The organism is Candidatus Pelagibacter sp. (assembly GCF_052049855.1).
Classification (GTDB): Bacteria; Pseudomonadota; Alphaproteobacteria; order Pelagibacterales; family Pelagibacteraceae; genus Pelagibacter.
On sequence record NZ_JBNGZE010000001.1, the window covers coordinates 59,783 to 74,913 of the forward strand.

Genomic DNA, 15,131 nt, shown 5'->3' on the forward strand with positions numbered 1-15,131 from the left:
ATGGAACATTTATTTTTAGCTTTACTGGTAATTATAATGATTGGAGCTTTGGCATCTGGTTTTCCAGTAGCTTTTGCACTACCTGGATCAGCAATAATTTCAATAGGACTAGCTGCTTTTTTCGGTTATTTATTTGCTGGAGACTCCAGTGCTTATTTTGCTGTTGATGGGCCTAAAGAATGGTTAACCGCTGGTATTACTAATTTTAGGAGTAATTATTGGGATGTAGAAACTGACACTTTAATTGCGATTCCATTATTTATCTTTATGGGGATAATGTTGCAAAAATCAAAAATTGCAGAAGACCTTTTAGTTACCATGGGACAACTATTTGGGCCAATTCCAGGAGGGCTTGGTATTTCTGTTATTTTTGTTGGTGCATTACTTGCAGCAACAACAGGAATAGTTGGAGCAACAGTAATAGCAATGGGACTAATTTCCTTACCCACAATGCTAAATAATAAATATGACAAAAGATTAGCAAGTGGAATTGTTTGTTCCTCTGGAACACTTGGTCAAATTATACCCCCATCAATTGTCTTAATTATCATTGCTGATCAATTGGCAAGTGCCGCTGACGTTGCAAATACTATGCGTCAGACTGATTATAAAATTCTAACTGGCGAATTTAATATGCCTGGAGAATTTAGAGTAGGGTCTACTTCAGCTGGAGATATGTTTTTAGGAGCATTATTACCAGGATTAGTTTTGGTTGGTTTGTATATGCTTTACATATTTGTGTATGCAAGATTAAATCCAAAAGCAGCTCCTCCTGTTCCATTTAAAGGAAATTTCGATTCTAAATTTTGGATCAAAGTTATATTAGTAATTATTCCACCACTTGCTCTAATCTTTGCAGTTCTAGGATCTATACTCATGGGTATTGCTACAGTAAATCAGGCTGGATCAATAGGTGCTATTGGTGCAACAATGATGGCAGGCTATCGATTGCATCAAGGTAAAAAGAACGCTTACTATCCAATTATAATTGCAATCGCATCTTTAATTCCAATTTATTTTTTATCTAAAAATTATAACTTAAATATTAAAGCTGTTGATACTAGAGATCTAGGCGCAATATTAATTGCATTATTTTTTACAATTACATTTTTAATTAGTGTTATATGGAGTTTTTGGAGATCATTTAAAATAGATGATGTTTTAAAAGAAGTTGTTATAGAAACTTGTGTAACTACCTCAATGGTATTTATAATTCTACTTGGAGCAGCAATGTTAACCTCTGGATTTAGAGCATTTGGAGGTGAAGAGTTAGTAAGAGACTTTCTTCAAGATTTACCAGGAGGGTTTTGGACTCAGTTCGTTGTTGTAATGATAGTTATCTTTTTATTAGGATTCTTTCTTGATTTTATTGAAATAGCTGTAGTTGTTGTACCTATCATTGCTCCTATTTTATTAGCTGAACCAGGTGCAAATGTAAGTGCAATTTGGCTTGGCGTTATGATTGGGGTAAATTTGCAAACTTCATTTTTAACCCCACCATTTGGATTTGCTTTATTTTATTTGAAAGGAGTAGCATCAAAACTTGTTACAACTTTAAATATTTGGAAAGGGGTTGTTCCGTTTATTATTTTACAATTGATAGGTCTTGGAATTGTTGGTTTCTATCCTTCATTGGTAAATTATTTACCAGCAAGAACATATTTAACATCTAATGTAGCTCCACCGCCAATGAATCCAAAACTTCAATATTGCTTACAAGAATATAAATTTGCAATTTATAATAATGAAGAACAAACAATTACAAATGCAATTAAGAATATTCAGAAGCTAACTCCTGCAAATCTTCCTGTAGATAAATTAGATATTTTTGAAGAGCATTTTGATAATGCTTTAGGAACTTTTGCCATAGTTAAAAAATTACAAAAAACTGAGCAAGAATATGATTTATTTACAAAAGATTATAAAGATCTTCATTTCAATGTAAGAAAAATTCAGAAAAAAGTAAGAAAAATTGACCAAAAAATAAAAAAATTAAAAGCTGAAATTAGAAACTTAGACGGAGATAATTTATCAGCTAAAAATAAATTAGAATTAAAAATTGAGAATTACGAGCTAGAAATTAAAGAACTTCAAAATAAAGTTCCTGAAAGCTGGAAAGCTAAAAATGGAGAGTTTGAAATATTGCACAAAGCAAAAAACACAAGAACTAAAAGATATAGAAAAAATGTCGATGAAGCTTATGAAACTCTGGATCAAATAGTGATGTTTATAAATGACAATGAAAAGTTAAAAGAACTTTCACCAGAAATAAAAGAATTAAAATATAATATTGATAATAGAAATTACGAAAACGCAATATCAATAATTGATAAACTTTTTGAAAAACTAGGAGAAATTTCTGGAACCGAAGAATTTGCAAATAAATTAGATGACCTAATATCTGTAATAGATAATGATGAGGTAGATGAACAAAAATTGTCTGAAGTAAGTTCAGAGACTTTTGATCTTTTCAATTTAGAAGTTTCATGGAGAGATGATGCAAATAAGAATTTGATGCCTGAATTAATTAAATATAATGATGTTATCAAACATAATATTGGTCTTAGACTTCAAAACAGACTAACTAAAGAACAAGCTAAATTTGTTGCAAGATGTAACTCAGTTCACCGAGATATATCTTTGAACTTTTAATTCTTTGGAATTTATTTTTCAATTATTCTTCGATAAGAATTAATATCCTTTTGCATACCCATCTTTTCTAGGATCTGATCCACCTAAGAGATCACCTTCACTTCTATTTATTTTTATTGCTTGGCCCCCACCATGTGTACCATCAAAATATTCTACATTATGACCTATTTCTTTGAGTCCATGGAAAATTTCTTTATCAACAGTTTTTTCTAGTTTGTAAATATTATTAAAATGAAAAGCTCTTGGAAAACTCAAAGCTTCTTGCGGTCCCATTCCAAAATCAATCATATTATTTAAAACATGAACTTGTCCCACTGGTTGATATTGGCCTCCCATAACGCCATAACTTAAAGTTGCTTTGTTGTTTTTATCAATAAGCATACCAGGAATAATAGTATGTAAAGGTCTTTTTAAGCCTGCTATACAGTTTGGGTGCCCATTTTCTACTCTGAAATTTGTACCCCTATTATGTAAAAGTATTCCACTTTTATTTGTAGTAATACCTGATCCGAATACATAACAAACAGAATTGATTATTGATACACTATTTAAATCCTTATCTACTACTGTTAAATATATTGTTTCTGGATGAGCTGGAATATTTAAGTCACCAACATCACTGCATGAATTTAAGTTAATTTTATTAAAAATTTCCTCAATATTTTCATCACTTAAAATTTCTTGTAAATTAAAGTTAACAAAATTTGGATCGCCTAAAATAGTTTCTTTAACTTTATAAGCTTGCTTTGTAACTTCTGCTTCAAGATGGAATCTTTCTGTACTATTTAATTTATAATTTTGAATATTTAGTTTTTCTAATAACTTCATCATAATCAATACTGTAACACCAGGACCATTGGGAGGGCATTGATGAATAAAATCACCCTTATAATTAGATTTGATTGTATCTGATCTTATTGTACTCTGTTTTGAAAAATCCTCAAAAGTATGTACACCACCTAAATCATTTAAAGTTTCAATTATATCTTTTGCGATTTCTCCTTCATAAAATTCTTTACTTCCTTTTTTGCTAATTGCTTCAAGTGTTTCTCCTAAAGCAATATTTTTCATTAATTCATTTTCTTGATAAGTACGACCATCTTTCAAAAAAATTTTTTTTGAATTTTCATTACCATTGATTTTATTCAAACTATTTTTCCAAGCATTTGATACGACTTTTGTAACTCTATGGCCATTCTTTGCTATATCAATTGCACCTAAAAATAATTGTTCAAAATCTAGCTTACCAAATTCCTTATGAATTTTTTCCCAAGCATTAAGTGCCCCAGGAATTGTGACTGAATGTGGACTAGTTAATCCAATTTTATCAATATTCCTATCATTAAAAAAATTGTAATTTAATTTTTCAGGTGCTAAACCTGATCCATTAAAAGACACAGCATCCTTGTTATCCATCTTTACTATCGCAAAACAGTCGCCACCAATACTCGTTGCATTAGGCTCTACTACAGATAAAACAATCGAAGCAGCAATTGAAGCATCCACAGCATTTCCGCCCATTTTGAGTATTTTTAATGCTTCCTCTGTAGCTAAAGGATGTGAAGTTGCAGCCATTGCATTTGAAGAGCGTGCATCTTTATCTTTTGTTGACTGATTATTCATAGTACAGATTAATTCTCAAAAATTTATAAATGATTACTAAAGTAAATAAAAGCATTATCATATTCTGTATTTTTGCCTTTGGTTTTTTATTATCTAATCTAGTAAGATCCATCACAGCAACATTAACACCTGTCCTGACATATGAATTCGACTTAACAGCTGGAAATTTAGGGCTATTAGCTGGAGGTTATTTTATAGGTTTTTCAATAATGCAAGTTCCAATAGGACTACTCTTGGATAAATTTGGTCCAAAAAAAGTAGTTGGATATTTTTTAATTATAGCATTAGTAGGAACGATTTCGTTTGCATTAGCAAAAAGCTTCTCTGGATTACTTGTTTCTAGAATATTTATCGGTATTGGTGTGAGCGCTTGTATGATGGGACCACTGACAGGATACAGAGTTTGGTTTGCTGAAAAGTATCAACAGAGAGCAAATTCTTGGATGTTAATGGTAGCAAATATAGGCTTTGTCTCTTCGACTTTACCTGTTCAAATTTTATTACCTTACATGGGCTGGAGATGGATTTTTATATTAATAGCTATACTCATCCTAATAAGTATTATTCTAATATTCTTATTTACACCTAATTGGGAGCAGACAGAAAATTCTACAATTGATGCAGAAAAAAAAGGCCTAGCTGAAATCTGGAAGAATAAGTTTTTTATAAGTATGGTCCCATTAGCATTTATTAATTATGGTGGTATCCAAGCAATTCAAACGCTTTGGGCTGGACCTTGGATGTTAAATATAACTGGATATTCACCATTTCAAAGTGCTACAGGGTTATTTTGGATCAATGTAACCATGTTGGTATCATACTTTTTATGGGGCTATATTTTGCCTAAACTTTCTGATTACGGCATAAGCAGTATCAAATTAATTAAATTTGGACTGCCCATAAGCTACTTTGTTTTTTTTCTGATAATATTCCTTGGGACTAAAGCTGGAGCATTATTATTTGCAATATATATTATGACTTCAATAGTGATTTCTCTTACACAACCAGCAATAGCTTTAAATTTTTCACAAAGTCTTGCAGGCAAATCACTCACTTCTTACAATGTATTTATTCATTCAGGAACATTTTTCATGCAATGGGGAATTGGATTATTTATAGACTTATTTAATTCAAAAGGATTTGATATTTTAAGTAGTTATAGAATTTCTTTTTCGATTTTTTTAATTCTTTGTATATTAAGTTATATTTTTTTCATTTATTTAAATAAAAATAATGATTAATAAAAAAATGACATTAATAAATATATTTTTTTTTATATTTACAATTTATATTTTGATTTGTATTTTTCTTTTTTTTTATCAAAGAAATTTGATGTACCATCCAAATGAGAATAATTATTCTGGAGATAATTTAGAGGTTAAAATTGAAAAAGTAAGTATCCAAACATCAGATAATATTAATCTTTTAGGCTGGTTTCATAATAAAAATTTAAAAAGTTATAAAACAATAGTTTATTTTCACGGAAATGCTGGGACACTTGAAAACAGAGTCCATAAATTAAATCATTTTAAAGACATGGATGTTAATTTTTTAATTATTGCATGGAGAGGGTTTAGTGGAAATAAAGGAAAACCAAGTGAAGAGGGTCTTTATATAGATGGTACTAGCGCAATAAACTGGCTAAAAGAAAAAGGTCTGAAAGAAGAAGATATAATTATTTATGGAGAGTCATTAGGAACTGGAATTGCTACTGAAATTACTCAGAATAAAAATTTTGCAGGATTAATTTTAGAAACACCCTTTACATCAATGATAGAAGCTGCAAAAAATTTTTATCCATATATTCCAGTAGGTTTAATTTTAAAAGATAAGTATGAAAATAATAAAAAAATTAAAAATATTGATATTCCAGTATTAGTAATGCATGGTGAGGCCGATCAAATAGTTCCATTTTGGATGGGTAAAAAAATTTTTAATTTAGCAAGTGAACCCAAATATTCATATTTTACAAAATATGATGATCATATGATGGAATATGATGATAAACTTGTATCAGCCCTAAAATCGTTTGTTGATAGTTTAAATTAAGCCATAATCTAAACAAAGATAATCCAAATTTTTTTTTTAAGTTAATCTATGAAAAATTTTTTCTTATTTTTTATTGTTCTTTTTTCTTTAAATAATTTATCAAATGCCAAAGAAAATTTAGCATCTGTAGACAGCCTTTTTCATATTGATCAAATGAATTCACACGATGAAAAATTCGCATTATATTTCAAAACCCGTGAAAAAGCTGTCTTAGCTCGAGGAGAAAATTCTAACTATATAAATGATTTTCCAAAGGATCTTTATATTTACAATTACAAAACAAAAGAATCTTTGCCATTAATTTCCTATGAATGGTTTCCAAAAACTGCAAAATATTATTTGCAGGAATATGATTTTCCAGTTTTTCCAGATGACTTTGCGTATTATCTTTTGAAAGATAATAAAACTTTAGTAATGATTAGTGCTGTAAAAAGTTTAAAGGCTAATTTCAAATTCGATATTATTGAAAAAAAATTAGAGCTTTATCCTGTAAATGGAAAATTTGATTTTATTATTTCTTCAATTGCCAAAAATTGTGGACATTATAAATTTAAAGAAAATTATAAATGTAGTTTTTATAAACCTTTAATATCTAGTACATTAATTAACTAATTTGAGTGAAAGCTTCTGCAAATTTTTCAGCTTCAAAAATTTGTAAATCATCTTCTTTTTCTCCTAATCCAAGAGCAATAATTGGCAGTTTATATTTTTTAGCAACAGCTAAAAGAATACCTCCTTTTGCTGTGCCATCTAATTTTGTCATAATAAGACCAGTTATTGGAATAATTTTATTAAATTCTTCAACTTGATTAATAACATTTTGTCCCGAAGTTGAATCCAAAACTAAAATAACATCATGTGGAGCATCAGGATCAATTTTTTTAGTAACGTTTGCAATTTTTTTATATTCTTCCATCAAATTTTTTTTATTTTGTAATCTTCCAGCTGTATCAATTAAAACTTGGTCAAAATTATTGTTTAATGCTTCATCAATAGCTTTGTAAGCAACTGATGCAGGATCTGAACCTTGAGATGATTTTGTAATTTGAACATTAACTTTGTTTGCCCAATTTTCTAGTTGTTCTATAGCTGCTGCTCTAAAAGTATCTGATGCAGCTAACATTACTTTATTTCCATTACCCTTTAATATTTTGCTTATTTTTCCAATAGTAGTTGTCTTTCCAACACCATTAACACCTGAAATTAATGTTGCATTTAATTTTTCTTTTTTTTTGAAGAATTCATTATTTTCTAAAGGTTTCATAATTGAAATAATATAATTTTTTAAAATATTATTTATTTCGTCAGTTAAATCTTTATTGGGATCAATTTTTGTTTGAGAAATTATTTCTCTTATTTCTGAAGCCGAAACAATACCAACATCGGATTGAATTAAGTAATCTTCAATTTTGTCTAATGTTTTGTCATCAATCTCTTTTTTTACAACTATATCTCTTAAACCCGCTGTAAAAGCTGAGGCACTTTTTTTAAAACCTGATTTAAATTTTTCAAAAATTCCCATTAAATCTTAAATTTTATCTCCTCGATATCTGAAACTGGTCCTTTCATATGAATACTATTGTTTTCATCAATTGAAATTGTCAATCTACCTGTAGAAAATTCAATATCCACTTTATCATTTACCAGTCCATTTTGTTTTGCAGCAAAAGCTGTTGCACAAGCTGCTGTACCACATGCTTTAGTAAGTCCAGCTCCTCTTTCCCACACTCTAACTTTAATCAATTCTTTGTTAACAATAGTTGCTAAAGTAACATTACATTTTTCTGGGAATAAAGAATGGTTTTCAATTTCTGGTCCAATTTTTTTAATTTCAAAATTTTCGTTATTATCAACAAAAAAAACTACATGTGGGTTTCCAACATTTACAGCAGTTCCACCAGAAAATTCGTTATTATTTTTGTCAATAATTTTAATTCCTAAATTATTCGTATTTAATTCTTTAGACATCGGAATCTCATCCCATTTTGTCTTTGCAACACCTATTTCTGTAGAAACTATTTTTTCTCCAACAATATTAGATTTTAATTTGCCAGATAAAGTTGTTAGGACAATTTCTTTTTTGTTGTTTTCCTTACCTAATAAATCAGCAATACATCGTGTACCATTTCCACACGCACCAGACATTCCTCCGTCTGAATTATAAAATTCTAGCGAAGCATCTGAAATATCATTTTTTTTAATCAATATTAGTTGGTCACAACCAATAAATTTTCTGTCACAAATCTTTATTATTTGCTCTTTCGTCAAATTTGTAATTGTTTGTCTATTATCTATGATGACAAAATCATTACCTAAACCGTCCATTTTAAATGCTTTAATATCCATATATAGATATTTAACTTATTTATTGACTTTTTGAACCTCTATTATAGGTTGTTGCCGTTTCCGCAAAAACATTAACTTTGCGGTGTCTTTGGAAACAAAGAGATCGACACTAGTCAGCGAGGGTTCGCCCACTAGTGCGTTACTGCTATGCGTAATAATTATGTTTGAAAATTTAACAAATAAATTTGAAGAAATTTTTTCTTCTCTGAAAAAGGCACCTTCGCTTGATGAAGCTCAAGTGGATGAAGGTTTAAGAGGTATTAGGCAAGCCTTACTTGAAGCAGATGTCTCTTTGTATGTTGCAAAAGATTTTATTGAAAAAGTTAAGCCAAAAGCATTAGGCCAAGAGATAATAAGGTCTACCTCTCCTGGGGATATGGTTGTTAAAATTGTTTATGATGAGCTTGTAGATTTATTAGGTGCAACGAATAATGAGATAAACTTAAACGCAGTACCGCCTGTGCCAATGATGCTAGTTGGGTTACAAGGTTCAGGAAAAACAACAACAACAGCAAAATTAGCAAAATTTTTAGAAAATAATAAAAAGAAAAAAGTAATGATGGTCAGTCTAGATATTTACAGACCAGCTGCACAAGAACAACTTAGATCTTTAGGAGAACAAAATAATATTTTAACTTTACCTATTATAGAAGGTCAGCAACCTACTGATATTTGTAGAAGAGCAATAAGTGCTGCTAATTTAAATGGAGCTGAAATAATTTTATTTGATACTGCTGGTAGAACTCAAATCGATTTACAAATGATGAGTGAGATTAAGCAAATTGAAGCTGTAATTAATCCAACAGAAACTTTCTTAGTTGCAGACTCTTTAACAGGTCAAGTTGCAGCCTCAGTGGCAAAAGAATTTAAAAATACAGTTAATTTATCTGGAATTATTTTAACTAGGGCTGACGGTGATGCAAGAGGTGGAGCCGCAGTGAGTATGAAATATGTTTCAAATGTTCCAATTAAATTTTTAGGTATAGGAGAAAAAATAGATAATCTTGAAGTATTCCATCCAGATAGAATTGCAAACAGAATACTTGGAATGGGAGATATCGTATCTCTTGTAGAAAAAGCTGCACAAGATTTAGGTGAAGAGAATATTAAAAAAGCAGAGGAAAATTTAAAAAAAGGTCAATTCTCTATGGAAGATTATTTGTCTCAATTAAGACAAATGAAAAAAATGGGTGGTATTGAGGGAATTATGTCTTTTATGCCAGGAGTATCTAAAATTAAATCTCAAATGGACTCTGCAGGTATTGATGAAAGTATAATATCAAAAAATGAAGCTATTATTCTATCAATGACAAAAAAAGAAAGAGAGAATCCAAAAATAATAGATGGTTCTAGAAAAAAAAGAATTGCTAATGGCTCTGGCACAGATCCAGCCACTATCAATAAATTGCTTAAGCAGTTTAAAATGATGTCTGAAATGATGAAAAAGATGTCAAAAGGAAATCTGAAAGGTATGTCAGATAAAGGTATACCGCCAGAGCTATTTAACCAATTAAAATAAAAAAAGGAGAACAAATGTTAAAATTAAGATTATCAAGAGGTGGAACAAAAAAACGTCCTGTTTACAAGGTTGTTGTTGCCGACAGTCGTTTTGCAAGAGATGGAAGATTTATAGAGAAGGTTGGTTTCTTTAATCCTTTATTACCAAAAGAGAAAAAAGAAAGAGTGGGCCTAGAAGCTGAGAGAATAAAATATTGGCTTAGTCAAGGCGCTAAACCAACAACTAGAGTAGCAAGAATTTTAGGTGAGAACGAATTAATGCCTATGCCTGCTAATGGAAATAATCCAATTAAAGCAGTACCAAAAAAAGAGAGAAATAAAAAAGAAGAGGATAATAAAGAAGCTCCTAAAGCAGACGCAGCTCCTAAGGAAGAAGCTCCAGCAGAAGCAGCTCCAGCAGCAGAAGCTCCTAAGGAAGCAGCTCCAAAAGCAGAAGCAGCTCCAGCAGCAGAAGCTCCTAAGGAAGCAGCTCCAAAAGCAGAAGCAGCTCCAGCAGCAGAAGCTCCTAAGGAAGAAGCTCCAGCAGAGGAAAAAAAATAATTTAAAGATTATTTATGTGGCAAGCTCAAGTGTTTACACTTTATCCAGAGGTTTTTCCTGGTCCTTTATCTAAAGGACTTTATGGAAAAGCTTTATCAAATAATTTATGGAAACTTAAAGTTGTAAATATAAGAGATGCAGCTGATGACAAACATAAAACAGTAGATGATACACCTTATGGGGGTGGTTCAGGGATGTTGTTAAAAGCAGATGTTCTTGCAAAGTCTTTAGATGAAAACAAAAATGAGAGTGAGAGAATTTTATACTTATCGCCAAAAGGAAAAAAATTTGATCAAAATTTAGCAAAAGAGCTAGCTAGTGAAAAATCTCTGTCTTTAATTTGTGGTCATTTTGAAGGTGTGGACGAAAGAATACTTTCAACAAGAAATATTGAGGAAATTAGTATTGGAGATTATGTTTTGTCAGGCGGGGAGTCAGCTGCATATGTAGTTATAGATAGTATTTTAAGATTGCTGCCAGGTGTATTAGGAAATGAAAACTCTAAATTAGATGAAACCTTTGAAAATGGTCTTCTAGAGTATCCTCAGTATACAAAACCTCAAATTTGGGAGGAAAAAGCTGTGCCAGACGTGCTATTATCAGGTGATCATAATAAAATTAAACACTGGCGTTTGTCTCAATCTGAGGCTATAACACGCGACCGAAGACCAGATTTATGGGAAAAATATAAGAAGAATTAACTTGATAAATATTAACATGAAAACAATTGAAGAAATAAACCAGCGTAACGTTAACAAAATTCTTTCAGAGAAAAAAATTCCAGAATTTTATCCTGGAGACGTTGTGAAAGTTGGTGTGAGAATTACCGAGGGTAAAAAAGAAAGAATTCAATATTTTGAGGGAGTGTGTATTGCTAAAAAAAGCAGAGACTTAAACTCATCTTTTACGGTTAGAAAGATTTCATTTGGAGAGGGTGTTGAGAGAACTTTTCCTTTATTTGGAACTTTAATTGACTCAATTAAGGTTATTAGATCAGGTAAAGTAAGAAGAGCAAAACTTTATTATTTAAGAGACAGAACTGGTAAATCAGCAAGGATTGCAGAAAAAATTAGAAAAAAAATTGGTATTGATATTGAGGCAAAACCAGAGACAGTTACAGAAGAAAATGTAGCTCCTAAAGAAGAAGCTCCTAAAGCAGAAGCGGCACCAGTAGCAGAGGCTCCTACAGCAGAAGCAGCTCCTAAAGAAGAGGCGTCTCCAGCAGCAGAGGCTCCTAAAGAAGAACAAAAATCAGAAAGTTCTACAGAAAAAAAATAATTTTTTTTTCAATGTCTACAACATTATACGATAAAATTTGGAACGATCATCTAGTTGACCAACAAGATGATGGCACATCTTTACTTTTTGTAGATAGACATTTAATTCATGAGGTGACAAGCCCCCAAGCTTTTGAAGGATTAAGAAATTCTAACAGAAAAGTTAGACATCCAAATTTAACTTTAGCAGTTGCAGATCATAATGTTCCAACAACTGACAGATCAAAAGGTATCTCAGATGAAGAATCAAAAATTCAAGTAGATACTTTAGAGTCAAATTGTAAAGAATTCGGTGTTCAATTATTTGGTATGGATGATAAGAGGCAAGGTATCGTTCATATTATAGGACCTGAACAAGGTTTTACTCAACCAGGTACAGTTATTGTTTGTGGAGATAGTCATACCGCAACGCATGGAGCATTTGGTGCTTTAGCGTTTGGAATAGGAACTTCAGAAGTTGAACATGTTTTAGCAACCCAAACACTAGTTCAGAAGAAAGCTAAAAATTTTAGAATTAATGTTAACGGTGAACTTCCTTTAGGAGTTACTTCTAAAGATGTAATACTTCAAATAATTGGAAAAATAGGTACAGCAGGTGGAACAGGATCAGTTGTGGAATATGCTGGAGATTTAATAAGATCTTTAAGTGTTGAGCAAAGAATGACTATTTGCAATATGACAATTGAAGGTGGTGCAAGAGCAGGATTAATTGCACCAGATGAAAAAATTTTTGAATATTTAAAAGGAAAACCAATGTCACCAAAAAGTGAAAACTGGGATAAAGCTTTGAATTATTGGGAAACTTTAAAAACAGACTCTGATGCTAGTTTTGATAAAGAAACTAGCCTTAATGCAAATGAAATTTTACCTATGATTACATGGGGTACGTCACCACAAGATGTAATAACAATTGATGGAAAAGTTCCAAATCCAAATAATGAGACTGATGAAGATAAAAAAAATTCAATTGAAAGAGCTATAAAGTATATGGGCTTAAAACCTGACATGGCAGCCACAGATATAAAAATAGATAAAGTATTTATTGGTAGTTGTACTAATGGCAGAATAGAAGACTTGAGAGAAGCAGCAAAAATCGTAAAAGATAAAAAAGTATCATCGCATGTTAATGCTATAGTAGTTCCAGGCTCAGGCTTAGTTAAAGAACAAGCAGAGCAAGAAGGACTAGATAAAATTTTTGTTAGCTCAGGGTTTGAATGGAGAGAACCAGGTTGCTCTATGTGTTTAGCGATGAATGCAGATAAATTAAAACCAGAGGAAAGATGCGCCTCTACATCAAATAGAAATTTTGAGGGAAGACAAGGTAGAGGTGGTAGAACTCATCTAGTTAGTCCAGGAATGGCTGCAGCAGCTGCAATTTCAGGTAATTTAGATGATGTCAGAAAGTATCAAAATTAAATGCAAAAATTTAATAAATTAAAAAGTATCCCAGCTTATTTACCAATTGTAAATATTGATACAGATATGATAATTCCAAAGCAGTTTTTAAAAACTATCAAAAGAACTGGTCTAGGAAAAAATTTATTTTTTGAAATGAGATATGATGATCAAGGCAAAGAAATAAATGATTTTGTATTAAACAAAGATCCATTTAATCAATCAAAAATTTTAATTGCTGGAAAAAACTTTGGATGTGGTTCATCAAGAGAACATGCTCCTTGGGCTTTATTAGATTTTGGAATTACTTGTGTGATAAGTTCAAGTTATGCAGATATTTTTTTTAGTAATTGTTTTAAAAATGGAATTTTGCCTATAATCCTTGAAGAAGAAAAAATAAAAGAGCTATCTGAATACGCAAATAGACAAGAAGAAATTTCTATTGATTTGCAAGAGGAAAAAATAGTTTATGGAAATAATGAGCTAAAATTTGAAGTTGATCCATTTAAGAAAAAATGTTTGTTAGAAGGGCTTGATGATATCGCTTTATCATTAAAAAAATCAGAAAAAATAGAAAAGTTTGAAACAAATTTAAAAAACGAAAAGCCTTGGGTATTTAATGATTAAAGTAAAAAAAAGAAAAATACTTTTACTTCCTGGTGATGGTATTGGTCCAGAGGTAATAACTGAGGTAAAAAAAATCATTAACTGGTTTAATGATAAAAAATCTTTAGATTTTGAAATTGATCAGGAGCTAGTTGGTGGTTGTTCTTATGATAAACATGGTACCCCAATCACTGATGAGGTTTTTTATAAAGCACTAGAAAGTGAAGTAATTATGCTTGGAGCAGTTGGTGGTCCTACATGGGATAACCTAGAATTTTCCAAAAAACCAGAAAGAGCATTATTAAAACTTAGGAAAGAATTAAAGCTTTTTGCAAACTTAAGGCCTGCAATTTGTTTTAAACAATTAGTCGATGCTTCAACCCTTAAGCCAGAGGTAGTTTCAGGACTAGATATAATGATAGTAAGAGAGTTAACAGGTGGAATATATTTTGGTGAACCTAGAGGAATAAAGCCAATTGAAAATGGTGAAAGAAAAGGAATTAATACTCATACATATACAACTAGTGAAATTACAAGAGTAGCTAGAGTTGCTTTTGATTTAGCAAGAAAAAGATCAAACAAAGTTACATCATGTGAAAAGTCAAATGTAATGGAAGCCGGACAATTGTGGAAAGAAGAAGTTAAAGAACTTCATGAAAAAGAATACAAAGATGTAGAGTTAAGCCATATGTTAGCAGATAACTGCGCAATGCAACTTTTAAGAAACCCAAAGCAATTTGATGTAATTGTAACCGATAATTTATTTGGTGATATGCTGTCTGATCAAGCTTCGATGTTAACTGGATCTTTAGGTCTTTTGCCCTCAGCGTCTTTGGGTGCAAAAAATAAAGATGGTGAGATGAGAGCAATGTATGAGCCAATACATGGATCGGCTCCTGATATAGCTGGACAAGGTATTGCAAATCCAATAGCTTCTATTTTAAGTTTTGCAATGGCTTTAAGGTACTCTTTAGATCTTGATAAAGAAGCAGATGTTTTAGAAAAGGCAGTTCAAGATGTTCTAAATGATGGATTAAGAACAAAAGACATAATGTCAGAAGGCATGAAAGAGACGTCTACTTCAGCAATGGGTGATGCGATAATTTCAAAATTGCAATAAAACTA

The 15,131-nt window shown here is 31.0% G+C and carries 14 protein-coding genes; 11 read left to right on the top strand and 3 right to left on the bottom strand.

What is annotated here, in order from left to right; all coding sequences use genetic code 11:
* Positions 1–2,652 carry a TRAP transporter large permease subunit gene (locus ACTT9X_RS00360; protein ID WP_440933722.1) on the top strand — a complete coding sequence of 884 codons (2,652 nt, stop codon included), beginning with the start codon at positions 1–3 and terminating at the stop codon, positions 2,650–2,652.
* A 39-nt stretch (positions 2,653–2,691) separates the two neighbouring features.
* Here ACTT9X_RS00360 and ggt read toward each other — a convergent pair whose 3' ends face one another.
* The gene (gene ggt / locus ACTT9X_RS00365) at positions 2,692–4,275 is read right to left on the bottom strand and encodes a gamma-glutamyltransferase (protein ID WP_440933723.1); all 1,584 of its coding nucleotides are present in this window, start codon (positions 4,273–4,275) and stop codon (positions 2,692–2,694) included.
* Between the two features lie 29 nt (positions 4,276–4,304).
* On the opposite strand from ggt, the gene ACTT9X_RS00370 reads away from it, so the two are divergent.
* Genes ACTT9X_RS00370 through ACTT9X_RS00380 form a run of 3 tightly spaced genes read left to right on the top strand, consistent with a single transcriptional unit; the run spans position 4,305 to position 6,936 of the window.
* Positions 4,305–5,516, top strand: coding sequence for an MFS transporter (locus tag ACTT9X_RS00370; RefSeq protein WP_440933724.1), 1,212 nt, complete (start codon positions 4,305–4,307; stop codon positions 5,514–5,516).
* Positions 5,509–6,324: an alpha/beta hydrolase gene (locus ACTT9X_RS00375; RefSeq protein ID WP_440933725.1), complete on the top strand. Its 816-nt coding sequence runs from the start codon at positions 5,509–5,511 to the stop codon at positions 6,322–6,324. The genes ACTT9X_RS00370 and ACTT9X_RS00375 overlap by 8 nt, the downstream gene beginning before the upstream one ends.
* Before the next feature lie 48 nt (positions 6,325–6,372).
* Positions 6,373–6,936 (top strand): hypothetical protein, encoded by a 564-nt coding sequence (locus ACTT9X_RS00380; protein ID WP_440933726.1) that lies wholly within the window; start codon positions 6,373–6,375, stop codon positions 6,934–6,936.
* On the opposite strand, the gene ftsY is transcribed toward ACTT9X_RS00380, so the two are convergent.
* Together ftsY and dapF are read right to left on the bottom strand one after the other, a co-directional pair.
* On the bottom strand, positions 6,929–7,846 hold the full coding sequence (gene ftsY / locus ACTT9X_RS00385) for a signal recognition particle-docking protein FtsY (protein ID WP_440933727.1): 918 nt from the start codon (positions 7,844–7,846) through the stop codon (positions 6,929–6,931). The genes ACTT9X_RS00380 and ftsY overlap by 8 nt on opposite strands.
* Positions 7,846–8,670, bottom strand: a complete 825-nt coding sequence (gene dapF, locus ACTT9X_RS00390) for a diaminopimelate epimerase (RefSeq protein ID WP_440933728.1) — start codon at positions 8,668–8,670, stop codon at positions 7,846–7,848. The genes ftsY and dapF overlap by 1 nt, the downstream gene beginning before the upstream one ends.
* Before the next feature lie 160 nt (positions 8,671–8,830).
* Here dapF and ffh point away from each other — a divergent pair, with 160 nt between their 5' ends.
* The 7 genes from ffh to leuB are packed head-to-tail and all read left to right on the top strand — an operon-like array spanning position 8,831 to position 15,126.
* Positions 8,831–10,189, top strand: a complete 1,359-nt coding sequence (ffh, locus tag ACTT9X_RS00395) for a signal recognition particle protein (RefSeq protein WP_440933729.1) — start codon at positions 8,831–8,833, stop codon at positions 10,187–10,189.
* A gap of 14 nt (positions 10,190–10,203) precedes the next feature.
* Positions 10,204–10,728 (top strand): 30S ribosomal protein S16, encoded by a 525-nt coding sequence (rpsP, locus tag ACTT9X_RS00400; RefSeq protein ID WP_440933730.1) that lies wholly within the window; start codon positions 10,204–10,206, stop codon positions 10,726–10,728.
* A gap of 14 nt (positions 10,729–10,742) precedes the next feature.
* Positions 10,743–11,429: a tRNA (guanosine(37)-N1)-methyltransferase TrmD gene (gene trmD / locus ACTT9X_RS00405; protein ID WP_440908441.1), complete on the top strand. Its 687-nt coding sequence runs from the start codon at positions 10,743–10,745 to the stop codon at positions 11,427–11,429.
* Positions 11,430–11,445: 16 nt separating this feature from the next.
* Complete coding sequence (gene rplS / locus ACTT9X_RS00410; RefSeq protein WP_440933731.1) at positions 11,446–12,006, top strand: 50S ribosomal protein L19; 561 nt, start codon at positions 11,446–11,448, stop codon at positions 12,004–12,006.
* Positions 12,007–12,017: 11 nt separating this feature from the next.
* The gene (gene leuC / locus ACTT9X_RS00415; protein ID WP_440933732.1) at positions 12,018–13,421 is read left to right on the top strand and encodes a 3-isopropylmalate dehydratase large subunit; all 1,404 of its coding nucleotides are present in this window, start codon (positions 12,018–12,020) and stop codon (positions 13,419–13,421) included.
* Positions 13,422–14,027: a 3-isopropylmalate dehydratase small subunit gene (gene leuD, locus ACTT9X_RS00420; protein ID WP_023854636.1), complete on the top strand. Its 606-nt coding sequence runs from the start codon at positions 13,422–13,424 to the stop codon at positions 14,025–14,027. It begins immediately after the preceding gene.
* Positions 14,020–15,126 (top strand): 3-isopropylmalate dehydrogenase, encoded by a 1,107-nt coding sequence (gene leuB, locus ACTT9X_RS00425; RefSeq protein WP_075484714.1) that lies wholly within the window; start codon positions 14,020–14,022, stop codon positions 15,124–15,126. The genes leuD and leuB overlap by 8 nt, the downstream gene beginning before the upstream one ends.
* Positions 15,127–15,131 lie beyond the last annotated feature (5 nt).